Source organism: Pseudomonas sp. MYb13 (genome assembly GCF_002980075.1).
Lineage (GTDB): Bacteria > Pseudomonadota > Gammaproteobacteria > Pseudomonadales > Pseudomonadaceae > Aquipseudomonas > Aquipseudomonas lurida.
Map to the genome: position 1 here is coordinate 298,012 of NZ_PCQI01000003.1, position 17,752 is coordinate 315,763.

Sequence of the window (17,752 nt, forward strand, 5' to 3'; positions counted from 1 at the left end):
GCGACGATTCTATCTGCTTTGGCTCATGCGGGGGGGAATTACCCCTACCCCGCGCCATACCTCAATACCTCCCGGACAGCAGCGAACCAAACCCAGGCACATCAGTGCCAAGGCCCAGGCTCTTGAGCATCTGATACGTCGTGGCCACCGAAGACGAAATCACCGGCAGCCCAACTCGATCTTCAATGGGCTGGATCGAGGCCAGCGACGGCATCTGCACACAGGCGGACGCCACGATTGCATCCACGCCAGTGGTGACGAGCCTGCGGGTGATTTCAATCGGTGCTCGCGGGTCCTGCCGGCCGACCTCCAGATTGTCAGAAATCTCCAGCGAGATGCTGTCCACGACTTCGATCCCCTCGCTTTCGATGTAATCAATCACCAACTGCGTCAGGGGTTTCATGTAAGGCGTCAAAATCGACACCTTCTTCGCACCGATCACCTGCAAGCCTTGCACCAATGCACCGGCACTGGTGACAACGGGCGCCGGATGGCCGTTTTCGACGGTGCGCTGGTGCAGGCGCTGTTCGGAAATACGGTGGTAGCCGTTCCCCATGCTCATGATCGCGACCAGGCACGCATAACCCAGCACATCCACATTGGCATCGGAAAGCTCAAGCGCGCAGCGATCGCTGTCCCCGTCCATGGCGGCCAGCTCTTCCTTGGTTACCTTTTTCATCCGCATGCGGCTTGAGTGGAAGGTGAATCGCTCGGGCAAGATCAATTCGCGTGCACGCAAAATGGCCGGGATTTCGGTTTCCATCGTGGTGTTCGAACTCGGCACAATCTGGCCGATACGGTAATAGCGTGGGGCGCTCATGGCTGCGGTTCCTGATTGAGATCGACCGGTGTATCGAAATTGTCCACGGTACTTGCATCCTCGAAACGAGCGGACTGCAACGGACGGCGATTGACCCGCAGATCGAAGATGTCAAAGCGATTGTAATGACCCGAGATGTCGTGCATCTGGCGTGGCTGAATGCAGCGCGACAGGTCGATATCGGCGTAGACGATGCCTTCCTCGTCGATCAACGGCTGGCCAATCACGCGCCCATCCGGGCCGAGGATGCCGGAAAATGCGCTGTTGCGACGTGTGAGCAACTCGCGCGCCTTCGGGAAGTCTGGCTCCAGCGCCTGGATAATCTCTTCAGAAACCGTAGAGCAGGACACCACCGTAAACAGTTTGCCCTCAAAACTGTGGGCGGCCGCACGTACCTTGATCGCCTCGGCCATGTCGTACTCGGGCGGCGCTACCGGCAACGAAATGTAGCTGGCGACGTGCACCAACTCGCCTTCTGCGATCAAGGCAAAACGTGCGAGGGTGTTGGTGTTTTCACCACAGGCCAGGGAACCCAGAGGGCCGACAGAGGTGTCATGCACGCGCAGCGCTGAAGCATCGCCCGGCGCCCAGGTCAGTTTCTCGGCCCAGGTGGGCACCAGCTTGCGATGGCGACCCAGAATCCGGCCTTCATCGGAGATAGTGACCAGCGTGTTGTAGATAGTGCCAATGCCTTTGCTGCTGCGCTCATTGACGCCCACCACCACATTGATGCGATGACGTGCAGCAGCCTGGGCGATCTTGCTGATCTCGGGGCCTGGAATCTCGATCGCTGAGCGCACCAGTTTTTCAAACCAGGGACTGCCTTCAATCGGATTGCCAATCCAACTCCAGTACGGATAACCCGCAACGAAAACCTCAGGGAAGGCCACCAATTGCGCGCCGTTGCCAGCGGCCTCCTCAATGAGACGAATCACTTTGTCTACTGTGGCGTCAGTGTCCAGAAAAACAGGGGCCGTCTGTACGGCTGCTGCCTTGAATTTAGGTAGTTTAAGCATGGCGATTCATCCGAAATGCGCAGAGAATTCGGGCCGGTCCATCTGGACCGGCCCGATGCTTACTGACTCTTGCCGGTGCGGGGTTCGTTGCCGACCGCGACCACGGGATTACGCAGCGTGCCAATATTTTCGACCCACGCCTCCACCACGTCGCCCGGCCACAGCCACTCTTGCGGCGTACGTCCGGCGCCCACGCCTGCCGGGGTACCGGTGGCAATAATGTCGCCCGGTTCCAGGGTGATACCGGCACTGATGTCGCTGATCAGCGTCGGAATATTGAACAGCAGGTGGCGGGTATTGGAGCTCTGTTTCTCCACCCCGTTGACCTTGAGGGTGAGCTTCAGGTTGTGCGGGTCGCCGATTTCATCCGCTGTGACGATGACCGGCCCCAACGGGGCGTAGGTGTCCTGCCCCTTGGAGTAGATCCACTGACCGGCGCGGCGGTTATCCCGCGCGCTGATGTCGTTGAGCACGGTGTAGCCAAACACATAGTTCAGCGCGTCGCCCTCACCTACACGCTTGGCGCGGCTGCCCATGATGACCGCCAGCTCAACTTCCCAATCCATCTGGCGGGTAATGGCTTCGTTGTGCTCGATCGCATCGCCCGGACCGATCACTGTCGTCGGCGGTTTGGAGAAAATCACTGGCTGCTTGGGAAGCTCTTTGGACGTATCCAGCGTGCGGCTTGATTCCTCAACGTGCTCAACATAGTTCAGGCCAATGCCGAAGATGTTTTTGCGCGGCTTGGGGATGGGCGCCAACAGCTTGACGTTAACCAACGGTAAAGCGCTGTTCAGTGGCCACTTGCCGGCGTAGCTCTCGAGCAACGCCGTGGTGCTCGTCACGGCGTGCGGCCCCAGGTCGATAAAGTCCAGAATATCCGCCGGCAATGCCTGGCCGGCGTGAGCCCCCAGGTACTGCAGGTCAATGACCAGGTCGCCCACAATGGCCCCCAGTCGAGCGGCGGCGTTTACGTGGGCGCGATAGGTTACGAGTCGCATAATCGAAAATCTCCAGATAAAAAATTCAGGGTTGATTCAACGTTCCGGCGCTAGGCCGATGGCAAAACCGGCTGATGACCGCCGAAGTCCGCCAGTGCCTCTTCGCGGTACAGGCCGAGCTTTTCCATCACCGGCAAATCGCTGAAGCAGAACAAACAGGCGTCTTCACTCGGGTTGGTGTTGACGTGCTCATGCCAGGCCCAGGACGGCACACAAAAAATGTCACGCTCCTGCCAATCAAAGCGCTGACCGTTGATGATCGAGTAGCCTTGGCCCTTGGCGACCTGATACAGAAAGCTACCGGTATGACGATGCGCTTTGCCGACGAATCCCGGACGCAGCAACTGCATACTGGCGCCGATCGTTGCCAGGACGTGGCCGCCATCCACAGGGTTGGTGTAGTGCATCAACGCACCATCGAAAGGGTTGTCGTCGCGGGCAGATGAGTAGCGCAGCAGCGCCTCGTAGGTCGGCTCCCACTGGTACTTGAACAGCGGCGAATAGGGCTTGGTCCAGCCGATGTTGTCGGGGCGCAAACCCGCAGCCCCCCACAGGCTCACCAAGTCATCGACGGGATAGCCGACGGCCTGCCGCAAGTCTGGATGCACGGCATAAAAACCGGCCTCCATGGCATTCACCAGCGGGATGTCCAGGCCGTCCTGCCAAATACACGGCTGGCCACCCGCCTCCACCCCGTGCTCGTGCCACGTGCCGTTGGGGGTCAATACAAAGTCATTTCGGCCCAAGGTCATTTTGTGGCCGTCGACAACGGTGTAGGCGCCTTCCCCTTCCATGATGAAGCGCAAGGCCGAGGCCGAATGTGCATGCGCCGAGGCGCATTCGCCCGGATTCATGACTTGCAAGCCCGAGTACAGCCAGCCCACCGCTGCCGAAACCTCAGTGCGTCCTGGATTGTTCAGGTAGATCACCCGGCGCCCGGCTTTTTCCGGGGTCACGAGTGCAATTGAACGCAGCACATGCTCGCGCAGATCGCGATAGCGCCAGATCACCGGCACTGAACTCGACTTGGGCTCCCAAGGCTCAATCTTGTTGGCCACGGTCCAAAGGGCACCCGTCTGCAATTGGTCCAGCTCGCGGTAGTAAGCTACCAGTTCAGCCGTGTCTTCCACGTCTGCACGCCCTTCGATGCCTTCACGGTATTGGTCATACGAGTTTGTCATAATCTTCTCCTTCTCAAGGATGCAGTGGGCTCTCGGACCTCAGGACTTGCTCCGGGTGAAGCTGCGCTCAAGCTGGTCCTTGCCCCACAGCAAGGGCTTGGGCCATTCGACGTCATGCCAGCCCAACCGGGCGCTTTCTCGCAGCAGCCAGGCCGAGTCCGCCAGGTGCGGTCGAGACACTGCGCACAGGTCGGCACGACCCGAGGCAATGATGCCGTTGACCTGATCGGCCTCGGTAATCGCACCCACCGCGATAGTCGGCACGCCCGCCTCGTTGCGGATGCGGTCAGCGAAGGGGGTCTGGTACATACGGCCATAAACCGGCTGCTGCTCCGGCACCACCTCGCCCGAAGAAACGTCAATCATGTCCGCACCGCCCGCGCTCAAGCTCCGGGCGATCTCCACGGCTTCATCAACACTCGTGCCACCCTGCGCCCAATCAGTGGCCGAGATCCGTACCGAGATCGGCAAGTGCTCAGGCCAGGCTCGACGCACCGCAGCCAATACTTGCAAAGGGAAACGCAGGCGATTGGCTAACGAACCGCCGTATTCGTCGCTGCGTTGATTGGTAAGCGGCGATAGAAAGCTTGAGAGCAAAAATCCATGTCCGGCCTGCAATTCAAGCCAGTCAAAACCTGCTTGTGCGGCGCGACTTGCAGCCTCGGCAAACTGTTCACAGATACGCGCCAGGTCAGCGTGCGTAGCTTCGGCAGGTACTTGAGAAACGCCTGCCAGATAGGGCAGCGCACTGGCACTGAGCAGCGGCCAATTACCTTCAGCCTGCGGGTGATCGGTTTTTTCCCAGCCCAACTGAGTAGACCCGCGACGCCCCGCGTGATTGAGCTGAACGCCAATGCGCGCGCTGCTTTGAGCGTGGGCAAAATCGGTGATGCGCTTCCACGCCGACACCTGCTCGGCGTTCCACAAGCCGGGGTCCCCCGCGCTGATTCGCGCATCGGCACTCACGGCCGTGGCCTCCGCCAGCACCAGGCCTGCACCACCCAGGGCCTGACTGCCGAGATGGACCAGGTGGAAGTCGCCAGGAACCCCATCCTGGCTGGAATACAGCAACGTCGGAGACACCACGACGCGGTTTTTCAGCGTCACACCGCGCACGGTGTAAGGGGTCAAGAACGGTGGCCGTGGTCGTTCGTCTTCACGCGTTGCCACCGCAGCACGCTTCGCGAGCCAACGCTCGTAACCTTCAAGCCATTGGGCGTCGCGCAGACGCAGGTTTTCGTGAGAGATACGCTGCGAGCGGGTGAGCAGTGAATAGGCGAATTGCTCCGGTTCCAGGCTGGCGTAACGCTCTACGTTCTCGAACCACTCGGTGGAGTTGCGTGCCGCATTCTGGATCTTCAACACTTCAATGCCGCGTACTTGCTCGTAATGCGCCAAGCGCTCACGCAGATCGCCGCCGGCTTTGAGGGTGTTGCACAACTCGATGGCATCTTCCAACGCCAGCTTGGTACCCGAGCCGATAGAGAAGTGTGCGGAATGTGCGGCATCCCCCATCAGCACCACCGGTACGTCGCCACCGTCGGCACCCAGAGGCTGCGTCCACTGCACCCACTTGTTACAGATCACTCGCGGAAAACGAATCCAGATGGCCGCGCCGCGCAGGTGCGAGGCATTAGATATCAGCGGTTCACCGTCCAGCCAAGGCGCAAACAGTTTTTCACAGTAGGCAATGCCCTCCTCCTGAGACATCTGCTCGATACCCGATGCCTGCCAGGTAGCATCCGTGGTTTCAATGATGAATGTGGAGAAGCCATTTTCGAACTGGTAAGCGTGGGCCTGGAACCAGCCATGCTCGGTCTGCACGAAGATAAAGGTAAACGCGTCAAACACTTTGTGTGTACCCAGCCAGACAAAACGGCAATCTCGCTGGTCGATGTCGGGCTGGAAAGTCTGGGCATAACGCGTACGCACAGGGCTGTTGATACCATCGCAAGCAATCACCAGATCAGCGTTGTACTGACGAGCGACCTCCTGATCGTCTAGCACCGTGGTTTCGAAAACCAGCTTCACCCCCACTTCTTCGCAGCGCGCCTGCAGGATATTGAGCAGCTTTTTTCGACCGATTCCGATAAATCCGTGGCCTGCGCTACGCACCTGGCGACCCTTGAAATGGATGTCGATGTCGTCCCAACGGCTGAACTCATCAACGATGGTTTGCGCCGACACCGGATCGGCTTCGCGCAGGTTGTCCAGGGTTGCATCAGAGAACACTACGCCCCAGCCAAAGGTGTCGTAAGGTCGATTGCGCTCCAGCACAACAATCTCGTTGGCCGGGTTCTGCAGTTTCATCAGCAGGCCGAAATACAAGCCGGCGGGACCACCGCCAATGCAGGCAATTTTCACATTGCGCTCCTTTCATTTTTGTCTTTTTCAAGGGAAGGGGAAGCGCTCAACGCTTGGCGAAGCACGCTCGGCAATTCAATGGCCTGGTGACTAATCAGCGAGGTCGATACCAGCACCTGTGTGACGCTCATCCGAACCTCACCTTCAAGGTCCGTACACGCCAGTGCCAGGGTCAACGACTTACCGCCAAGCCTGACCACCTCAAGGCTCAGAATAACGTCGTCGCCCATCCGGCTGATGGCCCGAAAGTCGGCTTCAAGCCGCACCGTCGGCAACCCGAAATGCAGCTTGCCGATGTAGCCGGCGAATCCCACCTCAGGCAGGAGCTCGTCGATCCAGGTCTCCAGCAAGTTGTTGAACATCACAAAGTACTGCGGGTAAAACACGATGCCGGCCGGGTCGCACTCTGAGAAACGGATGCGGTGTTTGCGGGTAAATGTGCTCGCATTCATAAGCAACTATCCTTCGAGGGGTAAGGCGTGGCGCTGCAAGCATTCGCGCAGCTTGTGACCGTGCTCATCGGCCAACGCCGCGTCGCGCAGTTCGCGCAGAGTCGCTGGCGCCATGAGCCGCAGGTGCTTATCCACCACCGCCATCACGGTTTCGTAATTTTTCAAACCTCGGGCGTGGGTGTCGCTGTATCCTTTGACCAGACGCTGGCACTGAGCCGCTTCAAGCGCCAACGCAGGGTCCAACGCAGCCAGCGTATGCAGACGCTGCAACCAGGTTTCAATACGGCTGTTTTCCTGGCTGTAACGCAGCGTCACACGGCGCCAGCGACGCACGCGCGACAAGCCGTAAAGCAGGAGAAAACCGCTCAAGGCACTGGTCTTGATCGTTCGCCCTTGCTGGGTGAAACGAGCCACCAGGCGGTGCGCCCAGTTCGGTTGCGCCAGCCAGCGGCCCAGGCCTGCGGGCAGGGTTTCGCAAATTTCTTCGATGCGCGGGTGCATGTACTCTTCGATATCGAGTACCTGATCATCACGGGAACGAACCTCACCCCGCACCCGATCAAAGCGGCTGCTGCGAGTTTTAAGGTCTGCCACCCGAATGGTGTCCTCATAGGACATCCACAGCGCCAGGTAACGAGCGGTCTCACGCAGCAACTCGACATCCTGGCCGCCGGGAGCAGCGGCCAGTGCTTCAAGACGGTCCAGGTACAAACGCGCATAGGCCGGATCCTGGTAATCGATAAGCCGCCGCACGCCCTCTGTGGCAAGCTCCGCAACCGGTAAACGCCGTGCACGCTCAACCAAGCCGGCAACCACTGGGTGCTGGGGCTGCGCAGCAATAGCAGGGCTGACTTTGGCTGAAACGCTCGGTGCTCGCTCCTGATCCTGCGTCTCGCGCGTCATGGCATAACCGAGCTCAAACGCTTTGAGACTCGGTTTGACTCCCACGCCGCCGCGCTCAATGGTCTGCTGAAATTGCGCCCGATTGAAGGGCAGCACCCCGGTGCCGCTGAGAGCGCCAAACAACACAGCACTGATCACGCTGCCGGCGCTCTCGGCCGCCTTCTCCATATCGAAGCTGACGAACGTCTTGGCCGCTCGACGGGCCTGGAGCAACAGCGCAGCGCTATCGACCCGGCCATCGCCCATGGCTGACTTCTCGGCAATCGAATACACCCGGTGAGTCGAGGTCACGAAGGTCGTGCGGTCGCTGGTAACGAGACCGCGCTGCACTGCGCGCCCGCCTTCCATCAACTCCGAGGCCAGCACGATATCGACATCGCCCGGCAGCGGAGCCTGCGAAAGCACCGGTACACGTGCTTGCGGTACATCGGCGCCAGGGAACAGCTCCACATAATAAATAGTGGCCCCGGTGCGCTGCGCGACCCCGGGAACGGACGTCGTCTGCGCGAAGTAACCATTTTCTTCACCCAGGTTGACGATCCAGTCGGCGAGTACGCCGCCGCCTTCCCCCCCCATGGCGAGGATGGAAATTTTGATAGGCTCACTGGACATGGAAAAACTCCGGGCAAACGTGAAAGGTGTAACGTGCAGACAAATGTCCTGGCACACCGACGGTGCTTATCAACGGCTGATCGTGGTTCATGGCATCCCTCATCAGAACGCATACCGCGAGCGACGCCGGGCATCAGCGCTCTGCAACCAGCCGATCACCGCCGAACGCAGGCGTTGGCTGAAGATGTCCCAACGTGTGGGGTTACTGACTATTTGGGCGCGGTAAAACGATGGGCAGAGCACCGCCGCATGGGCGACCTCGCCGCAGTTCCCACACCCCACGCAGCTGTCCATCACCATTGCCACCGGATCGAGTCGCAGCGGATCCGGGTTATCGCGAATCGACAACGAGGGGCAGCCCGACAAACGAATGCACGAGTGATCGCCGGTACAGGTGTCCGGGTCGATGCCGAAACGCTCGCGCACCACACGCTTGCCATCGGCGATGGCTTTGCGCACCACCTTCTTCTCGCGCCGCTGCAAATTGAGCATGCATTCGCTCTGCGCGATCAGGACCTTGGGTCCGGTTTCTTGAGTGGTTAAGGCTTCGCGCAGGGTCGAGACCATCGCCTTGAGGTCATAGGTTCGTTTGATCGTGCGCACCCACTCGACCCCCACGCCCTTGACCGCGCGTTCGATCTCATGACCCGTACTGCGCGAGGCATTGACCGCCCGCGACGACAACAGGTCCTGGCCACCCGTAGCCGAGGCGTAGTTGTTGTCGATGATGATGGTCAGGTTATCGCTGCGGTTGAAGACGCCGTTGGCAATCCCGCTGGTCAAACCGTTGTGCCAAAAGCCACCGTCACCCATCAGCGAAATGGCGCGCTTGCTGGAGGGTGCATTGCCCGGCGCCACGTTGAAGGCAGCCGCACTCGCCGCGCCCAGGCCATAACCCATCGTCGTACTGCCGAGGTTGAACGGCGGTAAAATCGAAAAAAGATGGCAGCCAATGTCGGCACTGATGTGATGTTTACCCAGCTCACGCTCAACCAACTTGATCGCCGTGAAAATCGGCCGCTCGGGGCACCCCGTGCACAATCCTGGTGGTCGAGGGTGGACGATCTGATCCAGCGACGGACCAGCAGATGCCTCAACCGGTAGCATCACAATCGGGATGCCAAGGCTCAGAGGGTCAACCACCGGGGCCTTGGGCTCGACGATGCCATAGCGCTCCAGAAAAGCCCGCACCCCGCCAAGGATCGTCGCGGTGTTGTAGTCCCCTGTGAGCGGCAACATATCCTTGCCGTGCAGCGCAATATCCAGCCCCAACTGTCGCAAAATCGCCGAGACGTTTTGCTCTACGAAATTGGGCTGGCCCTCCTCCAGAATCAGGATCGCGCGCTTGCCTTTGCAGAAGCGTTTGTACTCTTCGTCGACCAGCGGATAGGCCACGTTCATGACGTAGAGAGGAATTTTCGAGACCCCGTAGACATCCGACAGACCAAGCTTTTGCAACGCACGAATCAGCGTGTTGTAGTTGCCTCCTTGCAACGCGATGCCAACGTCGGCACCGTCCTCGGAGAAAAACTCGTTGAGCTGGCGCTCCTTGATAAACCGAATAGCCGCTGGCCAGCGCAGCTGAATTTTTTCACGCTCATGCCGAAAGCTCGCCGGGGGCAATACAATGCGGTCGATGTCTCGGGCCGGACTCTCCATCGCATCCTTGACCGTAAACGCTGGCGGACGGTTATCGGAGGTCAAAAACTGGCCATGCAAGTGGCAGGAGCGAATCCGCATCTGCAACATCACTGGGGTGTTACTCGCCTCGGACAGATCGAAGCCGTCCTTGACCGCTTGTACGATGCTCGGCAGGTTGGGACGAGGATCAAGCAGCCACATTTGCGACTTCATGGCAAACGCATGGCTACGCTCCTGCATGATTGAGGAGCCCTCGCCATAGTCCTCGCCGACAATAATCAACGCCCCCCCGGTCACACCGCCCGACGCCAGGTTGGCCAGAGCATCGGAAGCCACGTTAGTGCCAACGGTCGCCTTGAATGTAATCGCGCCGCGCAATGGATAGTTGACCGAGGCTGCCAGCATCGCCGCCGCTGTCGCCTCGCTGGCACTGTTCTCGAAGCGAATTCCGTACTCGCCCAAAATGTCCTGGGCATCAGAAAGCACGTCCATCAAATGCGAGATGGGAGAGCCCTGGTATCCCCCAACATAAGCCACGCCCGACTCCAGTAACGCCTTGGTTACCGCCAGGATGCCCTCGCCGTTGAAAACCTCTCCGGCGCCAGCGCGTAACTTCTTCACTTCCTGGACAAAGGATCGTTCGGCCATGTCGGTTATCTCTCAGATCTGTTTAACAAATTTTCTTATGTCCCCTACCTTCATACGGACAAAACGATGCGTCAATGCATGATTAATCATGCAAACCATCTTGTAGCCAAATTCGGATATGGATAGCGGTACGAGGATAAAGAGAGGACTGGCTGGCAGCCTTTAGTAGAAGGAAGCTCATCAAAACGGGTGCAGCAAAAAACGTGCAAAGCGGCGCAAAAAAATACCCGTTGCTGCTGAAAAGGCTTGATCGTTAACCGCTCGTAGTCATCCGTCGACTGAGGACGCACGCCGTCTATCGACAGTGAAGGTCATGCATTGCTTTTTCCCGCAAACCATGAGAAATATATTTCCTACGAGGTAGAATATGAATATTCATATAAAAATAATCAGGCTGCAAAGCAGCCAAACTCCGCGAGGGGTATAAACCGTGCTGAACATTCAAGCCTCGACCTATCCACCCACACATAGCAAGACCGCAAGCTTTTCTGTAGAGCGAGCACTGTGCGAGCCGGAGCGGCTGCTGTTCGCGTCCACGGATTTGGACCAGGTCAGATCAATGGTGGGTCAGGTCATCGCCAACCATCACCTCAAGCAAACCAATGGTGCCGAACGCCTGGACGCACGCATGCACTACCTGACCCTGGGCGACATCTCATTGAGTCGTCTGCGCTATGGCGCGAGTGTCCAGATCGAGCGCGGCGCCCTGGAGAACTGCTTCCTGGTGCAAATGCCCCTGCAGGGTGTCGCTGCCGTCGAAAGCGGCAGTCAGCGCATTGAATCGTCATTGGAGCTGGCCTCGGTCCTGAGCCCTGGCGACAGTGCAAAAATGCACTGGAATGGGGACAGTGATCAGATCATGTTGCGCATCTCGCGCTCACTGGTTGAGCGCACATTGGTTGGGTATTTAGGCCATCCGCTGGAACAGCCGTTGCGCTTTGAGCTGGGTTTTCGCTGGCAAGAGTGCGCACCTTGGCGATGCTTGCTCTCCTACCTACTGGACTGCGCGACCCATTACCCTCAGCTCACGCAACACAAGCTGGTGATGACTCAAATCGAGCAACTGACCGCCTCGACCCTGTTGATGACCCACCAGCACAACTACAGTGAAACCGCACCGGCGAGGCGCAGCACCATCCTGCCCCGGCATGTACGCCGAGCTCAGGATTACCTCCAGTCCCATGCTCACGAGCCGATCACTGCCGAACAGCTGGCGTTGGCCGCCGGAGTCAGCCTGCGCAGCCTCTACACCGGCTTCAAGGACTTCCTGGGCGTCAGTCCAATGCACTATCTGCGCGACCTGCGCATGGCACAGGTGCATACCGAGCTGACCAGTGGGGAAGTCACCAACATCGGGGGCGTCGCGCTGCGCTGGGGCTTCACGCATATGGGCCGGTTCAGCAACGACTACAAGCTACGCTACGGCGAAACACCGAGCCAGACCTTGCGTCGCCATTAAACCAACAACCCTGATTCCCGCGTTTCTGGAGGTTCCACTTTGGCCACTCAGTAATTTACTGCCCCACATATCGGACTCACGGTTCTCGAAGTCGATGCGGCCATTGACTGGTATGTCGTTATACTCGGGTTTCGCCTGCTCGCAGGCCCCCTCGGAGTGAGCAAGCACGGCCATCCAATGGGCGAAGCCGCCAGGCGATTTATGGCAAAGGCCGCTCTCTAGTCCAAACGCAGTTCGGCACTGTGATCGTTTAATCGCAGGGCCGGGCTGGATGGAAGCGCCGATATGAAACAGATTTTTTACTGAGGTCCGATTCGCGCGAGCTCGCCCTGCACTGGCGAAGGGCCGCAGCCAAAAAAACTGATCCGGCGAACACACACACCTTGAGCAGCCGCAGAGCGTACGGTTTTTTACCCAGCGGACCATCACGACCGAACATGTTCTTGGCCATAACCTTGATCGCCTGGCCCCAGGCCCGTTGAGTAATCACAGGACAGCACTTGCAGACCGACTCTGTCCAACGCGGGCTTGAGTTCGGCATACGCACGCTACCGACAAAAAGCGGATGCCATGAGGGACAACACTTCATGCTGATAGCCTGCAAACAACTGCTCTGTACGAATACAGCCGCCGGGCCGGTTATTGCGCTCAAGCATCAGCACTCGCTTACATCGCATAGCTAACAGCGCTGCTCCTACCAGCTAATTGATACCACTACCGACGAAAATAACCTGAGGATCAAGCAGGCACTTTATCTCCTATGCGACCAACGCCAGAACCCGCAGCGGGCTACCAGAACCACCCTCGATTTTCAGCGGAGCAGAAATGATCAACGCGCCCTGTGCCGGTAACCGGTCAAGGTTTTTCAGGCATTGCAAACCATAGCGATTAGAACCGTGCATTAACGTGTGGCAGGGGTAAGCCATAGGCCACGAGTAAGACTGGCCAGCGTCGGTATTTATTGTCTCGACGCCAAAACCGTGTACGTTACGCCGCTCAATCAACCACTCGACAGCTTCCTGCGTGGGACCGGGTGTATGGGCGCCATCCTCGCGCATATTGAGAAATGCCGCCGCATCATCGACCCGTAGCGACCAGTCGGTACGCAAAAACACCCACGCTCCGGCCGGGATGCGGCCATGGCATTGCTCCCAGGCTTCCAAGAACGGGACGGTCAATAACCAGTCCTCATTACCCGCCACTTCGGCGCTGGCATCGAGTACCACAGCAGGGGCAATAAAATTCTCCACGTCTATCGTGTCAACGCTGTTATTAGGATAATCGCGTCCGCTGATCCAGTGCACCGGCGCATCAAAGTGAGTGCCCGTATGCTCCCCGCAAGTGAAGTTGTTCCAGTACCAGCCAGGCCCGGCTTCGTCGTACTGCGAGATACGTTCGATTTGAAACGACTGGACCTGGCCAAACTGCGCAGGCAGTTGCAAGCTTGGAAAGGAAGGCGACAAGGTTTGTGTCAGGTCGACAACGCGTAGCTCGCCACCCGCTAGCTGCGCCGTCAGCGCTGACAATATTGTTGTAGTTGAGGTTGTCATCAAGAACTCTCCGGCCATTGGGTTAAATGGTTATACAACTGATGCCTGCATTGCTGACCCTGGGGCATCCGGCAGGTGTACCGAATATTCCAGATGCTACGGCCACTCGATCTCTTTGTAGTAAGATGCCTACCGCCGCCAGAATACGAACAGGGCCAAACGTTTTCATCGTGTAGCCCTGAAGTTTCTGCGTAATGAAATTACAGAATAGACAGTGGATAATCGATAATCACCCGAAACTCATCCGCATCACCATCAATTTGGGTAGAGGTGGAACGGTGCCAGGCTTGACGCAGCCGAACCGATAAATTTTTGGCAGGGCCAGCCTGAACAACATACTTGGCCTCCAGATTAGTTTCGTGATGTTTGTCGTCAGCACCATACTCGCCGGTGTAAGGGCTATTGGCCGGAGTGTGACTGCCATCAATATCGAAGCCATTAGCATATCGAGCCATAAAGCTCAAACCCGGCACCCCATAAGAAGCCATATTCAAGTCGTAGCGTGCCTGCCAGGATTTTTCTCCAGGGCCATTGAAGTCAGAGTACTGAATGGAGTTAGCAAGAAACATCGAGTTACCGCCGCGGTTGTTGTCGCCAACCCCGATATAGTCAAATGGCGTATTGCCGTTAACCTTCTGAAAGGACAGCGTGAGGCGATGTGCGGATAAGAACGAATAGGCAGCCGCTAACGAGTAGGTATTGTTATCAATAGCACCGGCTTTGGCGCGCCCCTCATCTGCGGTATGGTAGTAGTTGAAGTCAACGTTCAACGATTGAAACTCACTTATAGGGAGTTCGTAGTTAACGTTAGTGTAGTATTGGCCCCAGATATCCTCCAATTTCGAGGCATACAAAGATGTCGTGAGGCGATCAGTAACAGCGTAGCGACCTCCCGCGAAATCAATGCTCTTGGCGCTGACACCGGCGTATGTAGCCCACAGTTCGCCATCGCGATTCGTCTGATCCTGACTGGTGCTTGAATAGAAGTGTCCAGCCTCCAGGTCCAGCCCCTTGATTTCGCTGGTCATTAGATTGATACCGCTTGCTGTTTGAGGCGTCAGACGTGTGCCCCCCACCGCAAAAACCGGACTGGTTGACGGTTGCATGTCACCAATTTTTAACTCTGTTTTCGAGACTCTGATTTTTAGCGCGGCACCACTTTTACCATAGCTATCATGATTGCCATCAATCTGCCCCAAGCTGTTGGTAGTGGTCGTCAAGTTGCCCGATCCGGCGTATTTGTCCTGACCATCAAGCTTCAGGCCCATATAACCAAAGGCATCGATGCCGAAACCTACTGTTCCTTGAGTAAAACCAGAGCTATAGACGCCCTGCACGGCTCCCGTCCAGTCTTTATCGTCGACCGCACCGTCTTTTTTGTTCCGATTGAAGTAATAACTACGCATCAGTAGATCAAGCTTACTGTCATCGATAAAGCCTTTGGATTCAGCCTGATCTGTGACATAGGCCGCAGCCGATGCACATTGAATCTGACTCGCGCTTACAGCGAGCGCAATCGTACTCCACATGATTACTTTCATGTTGTATCCTTTTTATTATTGTTAGGGAACGATGCCGTTTTACTTACCAAACTGTCCAGCGGGTGCTTAAAGAGAAAGGCATTCCTGTTGATTACAGGCAACTTCAGCGTAACAACTTAATCAGTCCAAACAGGCAGTGGCCTCTATTTCAATCAAAAATTCAGGTAGTGCTAACGCCTGCACCCCGATAAAAGAGTTGGCTGCCGGTTCGGCGCCTTCATAAAATTCGCTTATCAGCGCGCACACATCAGCCAGATGTTCCGGTGAGTGATTGACGACATAAGTTCGCAAGCGCACGACGTCCGCCGGTACAGCACCCGCACAATGCAGTACTTCTTTCAAATTCATCAGCACTTGACGGGTTTGCGCAAGTAAATCTTGTGCACCCACCAACTCGCCTTTGGCGTTCCACGCTACCTGCCCGGCCAAGTGAAAAGTGCGACCGGGTTGTTGTTCAACTGCGTGAGAAAAGCCAAAGGGTACGCTTGGGTACATTGACTTGGGATTAATTGCACGCCTGCTCATGGTTGCTCTCGACTGTTAGTTAACGGTTACAGGGGCTGTTGCGCGAACTTCGACGAGCTCGAAAATGTTTTTCCAAGGATCTTTGAAATAACGAAAACTCCTACCCTCAGTCGGACCAGAATCCATTTCAATACGCTCCATTACCGTACAGCCGTACTCTTTCAATACCTTGACGGCCTGTTCAAGGTCCTCCACCTCGATACCCATGTGATGGCTACCAACGTGATTGCTACTCAGCGGCGCGGCGCTGGTGCCTACCGGCCGCTCATACTGAAAGAGCTCAACCTTGAAGCCATCGGGAAATTCGAGCATTGCCAGGCTGAACCGGGCCATGGCGACTCCCAGGTGCGCATCGGTCCAATCCCGCCCGGCGGCATCGCGTGGCATCTGTTCCGCATCCAGCGGTCCCATTTGATACAGAAGCCGGGCGCCGATAACTTTTGTGTAAAACTCAATGACCGGTTCGAGCTCCGAGACGGTCCAGGAGGCGTGATCGACCCGACAAAAACCAATGAGAGACTTACCCATGACCGGACTCCTCTTAAGGTGCAATAAAGTGGCCACCAGCAGGTGTCATTAACCCCAGTTCCACATGCTTGGCAGACGGAGCCTTGGTCAACACGCTAACCCCCATCACAACCAATGCATTGGCCAACATGGCAATCAAGCCTGGCTCCCAATTTGGTAGCGCAGTAGCCAGGTAAGCACTCGACGAAGGCAGCAGCAAGATCATGAAACCTACGATAATCCCGCATACAACACCCGCGGCCGAGGTCCGCCTCCACAAAAAGCCCAGGAATACGCCGGGTGCAAGCATTCCGATAGCTGAGTAGGCGCTCAGGAGAATCGAAACCAGCGAACCTTTTTGTGTAAGGGTAATGGCGACGGCAATCGCCGCAAAAACCACCACACTGGTACGGGATATACGCAGCGACTGTTTTTCACTGAGTTGCGGTTTAAAAGGAGCAACGATGTTGCGCCCGAAGATCGAGCCCGCGGTGAGCAGCAATACCGATCCTGGTGCCAACGCCAACAAGAAGCCTGTTCCGGCCAATAGGCCTATGACCCATTGCGGGTATTTGTCAGTCACGAATTGCAGCAGTACAGCATTCATGTTGCCATCGGGTGGTTGAGTTCCCGCTACCAGTGCGGCAAATCCGAGCAGAATAATGAAACCGAACGCCAGTGAGTAAATCGGTTGCCAGATGGCGTTTCGACGAATAGACGTCGCGCTATTAGCCGAATAGGAAACCTGAAACAGGTGAGGGAAAACCCAATTGCCCAATGCAATGTTGATGGCCGACGTCATCAGCCAGACACTGGTCGTTGGAGAGCTCAGATCCAGTCCTGGAAATTTTCCAATACCTGGATGAGCAGCTTCAGCTTTCGTAAAGATATCGATCAAAGAACTCGCACCGACCGCGTCTGCCACCGTCCAGGCAAGCACCACGACCAGCACAATCATCAAGATATCTTTGACTGCCGCGGCAAAAGCAGCGGAACGCAGCCCGGCGAACAAAACGAATGCAACCATCAAGCAGCCCGCTACGATAGTCGAAGCGGTAGTGGAAAGTGCACCATCGAAGGTCAAGGAAACGATCAGCCCCAAGCTGACCAGTTGAATTTGCACGTAGACAATTAGTGCACCTATTCCGATGACACCGGTCGTAATTCCGAGCCAGCGACTGTCATAGCGGTTGGCGAAAAAATCAGCCTGAGTGATAAGGCCTCGTAAACGTCCGGCTTTCCAGATCTTGGGCATCAGCCAGTATCCAATGGCGTATGACAAAGACACCGAACAAAAAGCCAGGTATGCAGGCGCGCCCAGAGCCCATGCGTAGCCGGCAATTCCGAACACCGCAAATGTCGTGTAGATTTCACCGGCGTTCACAAACCAGAACAGCAACCCACCAAGACTACGTCCCCCCACTGCCCAATCGGCAAGGCTACGTTTGCGAGCCTGTCGGACACGACCAAAAACGATGGAACCTACGACCGCTATTATTAGAATAAGACTTACAATCAATAGTTTCATCGAT

15 protein-coding genes are annotated in these 17,752 nt (G+C 56.9%); 1 reads left to right on the top strand and 14 read right to left on the bottom strand.

Going from position 1 to position 17,752, the window contains the following annotated elements; translation table 11 throughout:
* Positions 1-61: 61 nt before the first annotated feature.
* The 8 genes from CQ002_RS08295 to CQ002_RS08330 all read right to left on the bottom strand — a co-directional run bounded on the left by CQ002_RS08295 (position 62) and on the right by CQ002_RS08330 (position 10,638).
* Positions 62-820, bottom strand: a complete 759-nt coding sequence (locus CQ002_RS08295; protein WP_105162203.1) for an Asp/Glu racemase — start codon at positions 818-820, stop codon at positions 62-64.
* Positions 817-1,836, bottom strand: coding sequence for a carbon-nitrogen hydrolase family protein (locus CQ002_RS08300; protein ID WP_105162202.1), 1,020 nt, complete (start codon positions 1,834-1,836; stop codon positions 817-819). Before CQ002_RS08300 ends, CQ002_RS08295 begins: the two co-directional genes overlap by 4 nt.
* Before the next feature lie 59 nt (positions 1,837-1,895).
* Complete coding sequence (locus CQ002_RS08305) at positions 1,896-2,837, bottom strand: fumarylacetoacetate hydrolase family protein (protein WP_105162201.1); 942 nt, start codon at positions 2,835-2,837, stop codon at positions 1,896-1,898.
* Between the two features lie 50 nt (positions 2,838-2,887).
* The gene (locus CQ002_RS08310; RefSeq protein ID WP_105162200.1) at positions 2,888-4,018 is read right to left on the bottom strand and encodes a cupin domain-containing protein; all 1,131 of its coding nucleotides are present in this window, start codon (positions 4,016-4,018) and stop codon (positions 2,888-2,890) included.
* A gap of 39 nt (positions 4,019-4,057) precedes the next feature.
* Positions 4,058-6,382: a bifunctional salicylyl-CoA 5-hydroxylase/oxidoreductase gene (locus CQ002_RS08315; RefSeq protein ID WP_105162199.1), complete on the bottom strand. Its 2,325-nt coding sequence runs from the start codon at positions 6,380-6,382 to the stop codon at positions 4,058-4,060.
* Positions 6,379-6,834 (bottom strand): thioesterase family protein, encoded by a 456-nt coding sequence (locus tag CQ002_RS08320; protein WP_105162198.1) that lies wholly within the window; start codon positions 6,832-6,834, stop codon positions 6,379-6,381. The genes CQ002_RS08315 and CQ002_RS08320 overlap by 4 nt, the downstream gene beginning before the upstream one ends.
* A 6-nt stretch (positions 6,835-6,840) precedes the next feature.
* Positions 6,841-8,349: an indolepyruvate oxidoreductase subunit beta family protein gene (locus CQ002_RS08325; protein WP_105162197.1), complete on the bottom strand. Its 1,509-nt coding sequence runs from the start codon at positions 8,347-8,349 to the stop codon at positions 6,841-6,843.
* Positions 8,350-8,451: 102 nt separating this feature from the next.
* On the bottom strand, positions 8,452-10,638 hold the full coding sequence (locus CQ002_RS08330) for an indolepyruvate ferredoxin oxidoreductase subunit alpha (protein ID WP_105162196.1): 2,187 nt from the start codon (positions 10,636-10,638) through the stop codon (positions 8,452-8,454).
* Positions 10,639-11,068: 430 nt separating this feature from the next.
* Between CQ002_RS08330 and CQ002_RS08335 the strand changes: the two genes are divergently transcribed.
* The gene (locus CQ002_RS08335; protein ID WP_199777311.1) at positions 11,069-12,097 is read left to right on the top strand and encodes an AraC family transcriptional regulator; all 1,029 of its coding nucleotides are present in this window, start codon (positions 11,069-11,071) and stop codon (positions 12,095-12,097) included.
* A gap of 548 nt (positions 12,098-12,645) precedes the next feature.
* On the opposite strand, the gene CQ002_RS28395 is transcribed toward CQ002_RS08335, so the two are convergent.
* From CQ002_RS28395 to CQ002_RS08360, 6 genes are all read right to left on the bottom strand, one after another.
* Positions 12,646-12,774, bottom strand: a complete 129-nt coding sequence (locus CQ002_RS28395; protein WP_329608472.1) for an NAD(P)-binding protein — start codon at positions 12,772-12,774, stop codon at positions 12,646-12,648.
* A gap of 81 nt (positions 12,775-12,855) precedes the next feature.
* A complete protein-coding gene (locus CQ002_RS08340; protein WP_105163129.1) occupies positions 12,856-13,647 on the bottom strand; it encodes a cyclase family protein in 792 nt (263 codons plus the stop codon).
* A 200-nt stretch (positions 13,648-13,847) separates the two neighbouring features.
* Positions 13,848-15,188, bottom strand: a complete 1,341-nt coding sequence (locus CQ002_RS08345) for an OprD family porin (RefSeq protein WP_105162194.1) — start codon at positions 15,186-15,188, stop codon at positions 13,848-13,850.
* 120 nt (positions 15,189-15,308) lie between these two features.
* Positions 15,309-15,713 (bottom strand): RidA family protein, encoded by a 405-nt coding sequence (locus CQ002_RS08350; RefSeq protein ID WP_105162193.1) that lies wholly within the window; start codon positions 15,711-15,713, stop codon positions 15,309-15,311.
* Positions 15,714-15,728: 15 nt separating this feature from the next.
* Positions 15,729-16,241, bottom strand: coding sequence for a VOC family protein (locus CQ002_RS08355; protein ID WP_105162192.1), 513 nt, complete (start codon positions 16,239-16,241; stop codon positions 15,729-15,731).
* 13 nt (positions 16,242-16,254) lie between these two features.
* Positions 16,255-17,748 carry a sodium:solute symporter gene (locus CQ002_RS08360; protein ID WP_105162191.1) on the bottom strand — a complete coding sequence of 498 codons (1,494 nt, stop codon included), beginning with the start codon at positions 17,746-17,748 and terminating at the stop codon, positions 16,255-16,257.
* Positions 17,749-17,752 lie beyond the last annotated feature (4 nt).

What these genes read in the sequence shown, in the direction of transcription:
- CQ002_RS08295 (WP_105162203.1), bottom strand. Translation starts at nt 820, where the DNA reads ATGAGCGCCCCACGCTATTACCGTATCGGCCAGATTGTGCCGAGTTCG.
- CQ002_RS08300 (WP_105162202.1), bottom strand. Translation starts at nt 1,836, where the DNA reads ATGCTTAAACTACCTAAATTCAAGGCAGCAGCCGTACAGACGGCCCCT.
- CQ002_RS08305 (WP_105162201.1), bottom strand. Translation starts at nt 2,837, where the DNA reads ATGCGACTCGTAACCTATCGCGCCCACGTAAACGCCGCCGCTCGACTG.
- CQ002_RS08310 (WP_105162200.1), bottom strand. Translation starts at nt 4,018, where the DNA reads ATGACAAACTCGTATGACCAATACCGTGAAGGCATCGAAGGGCGTGCA.
- CQ002_RS08320 (WP_105162198.1), bottom strand. Translation starts at nt 6,834, where the DNA reads ATGAATGCGAGCACATTTACCCGCAAACACCGCATCCGTTTCTCAGAG.
- CQ002_RS08325 (WP_105162197.1), bottom strand. Translation starts at nt 8,349, where the DNA reads ATGTCCAGTGAGCCTATCAAAATTTCCATCCTCGCCATGGGGGGGGAA.
- CQ002_RS08330 (WP_105162196.1), bottom strand. Translation starts at nt 10,638, where the DNA reads ATGGCCGAACGATCCTTTGTCCAGGAAGTGAAGAAGTTACGCGCTGGC.
- CQ002_RS28395 (WP_329608472.1), bottom strand. Translation starts at nt 12,774, where the DNA reads ATGCGATGTAAGCGAGTGCTGATGCTTGAGCGCAATAACCGGCCCGGC.
- CQ002_RS08340 (WP_105163129.1), bottom strand. Translation starts at nt 13,647, where the DNA reads ATGACAACCTCAACTACAACAATATTGTCAGCGCTGACGGCGCAGCTA.
- CQ002_RS08345 (WP_105162194.1), bottom strand. Translation starts at nt 15,188, where the DNA reads ATGAAAGTAATCATGTGGAGTACGATTGCGCTCGCTGTAAGCGCGAGT.
- CQ002_RS08350 (WP_105162193.1), bottom strand. Translation starts at nt 15,713, where the DNA reads ATGAGCAGGCGTGCAATTAATCCCAAGTCAATGTACCCAAGCGTACCC.
- CQ002_RS08355 (WP_105162192.1), bottom strand. Translation starts at nt 16,241, where the DNA reads ATGGGTAAGTCTCTCATTGGTTTTTGTCGGGTCGATCACGCCTCCTGG.
- CQ002_RS08360 (WP_105162191.1), bottom strand. Translation starts at nt 17,748, where the DNA reads ATGAAACTATTGATTGTAAGTCTTATTCTAATAATAGCGGTCGTAGGT.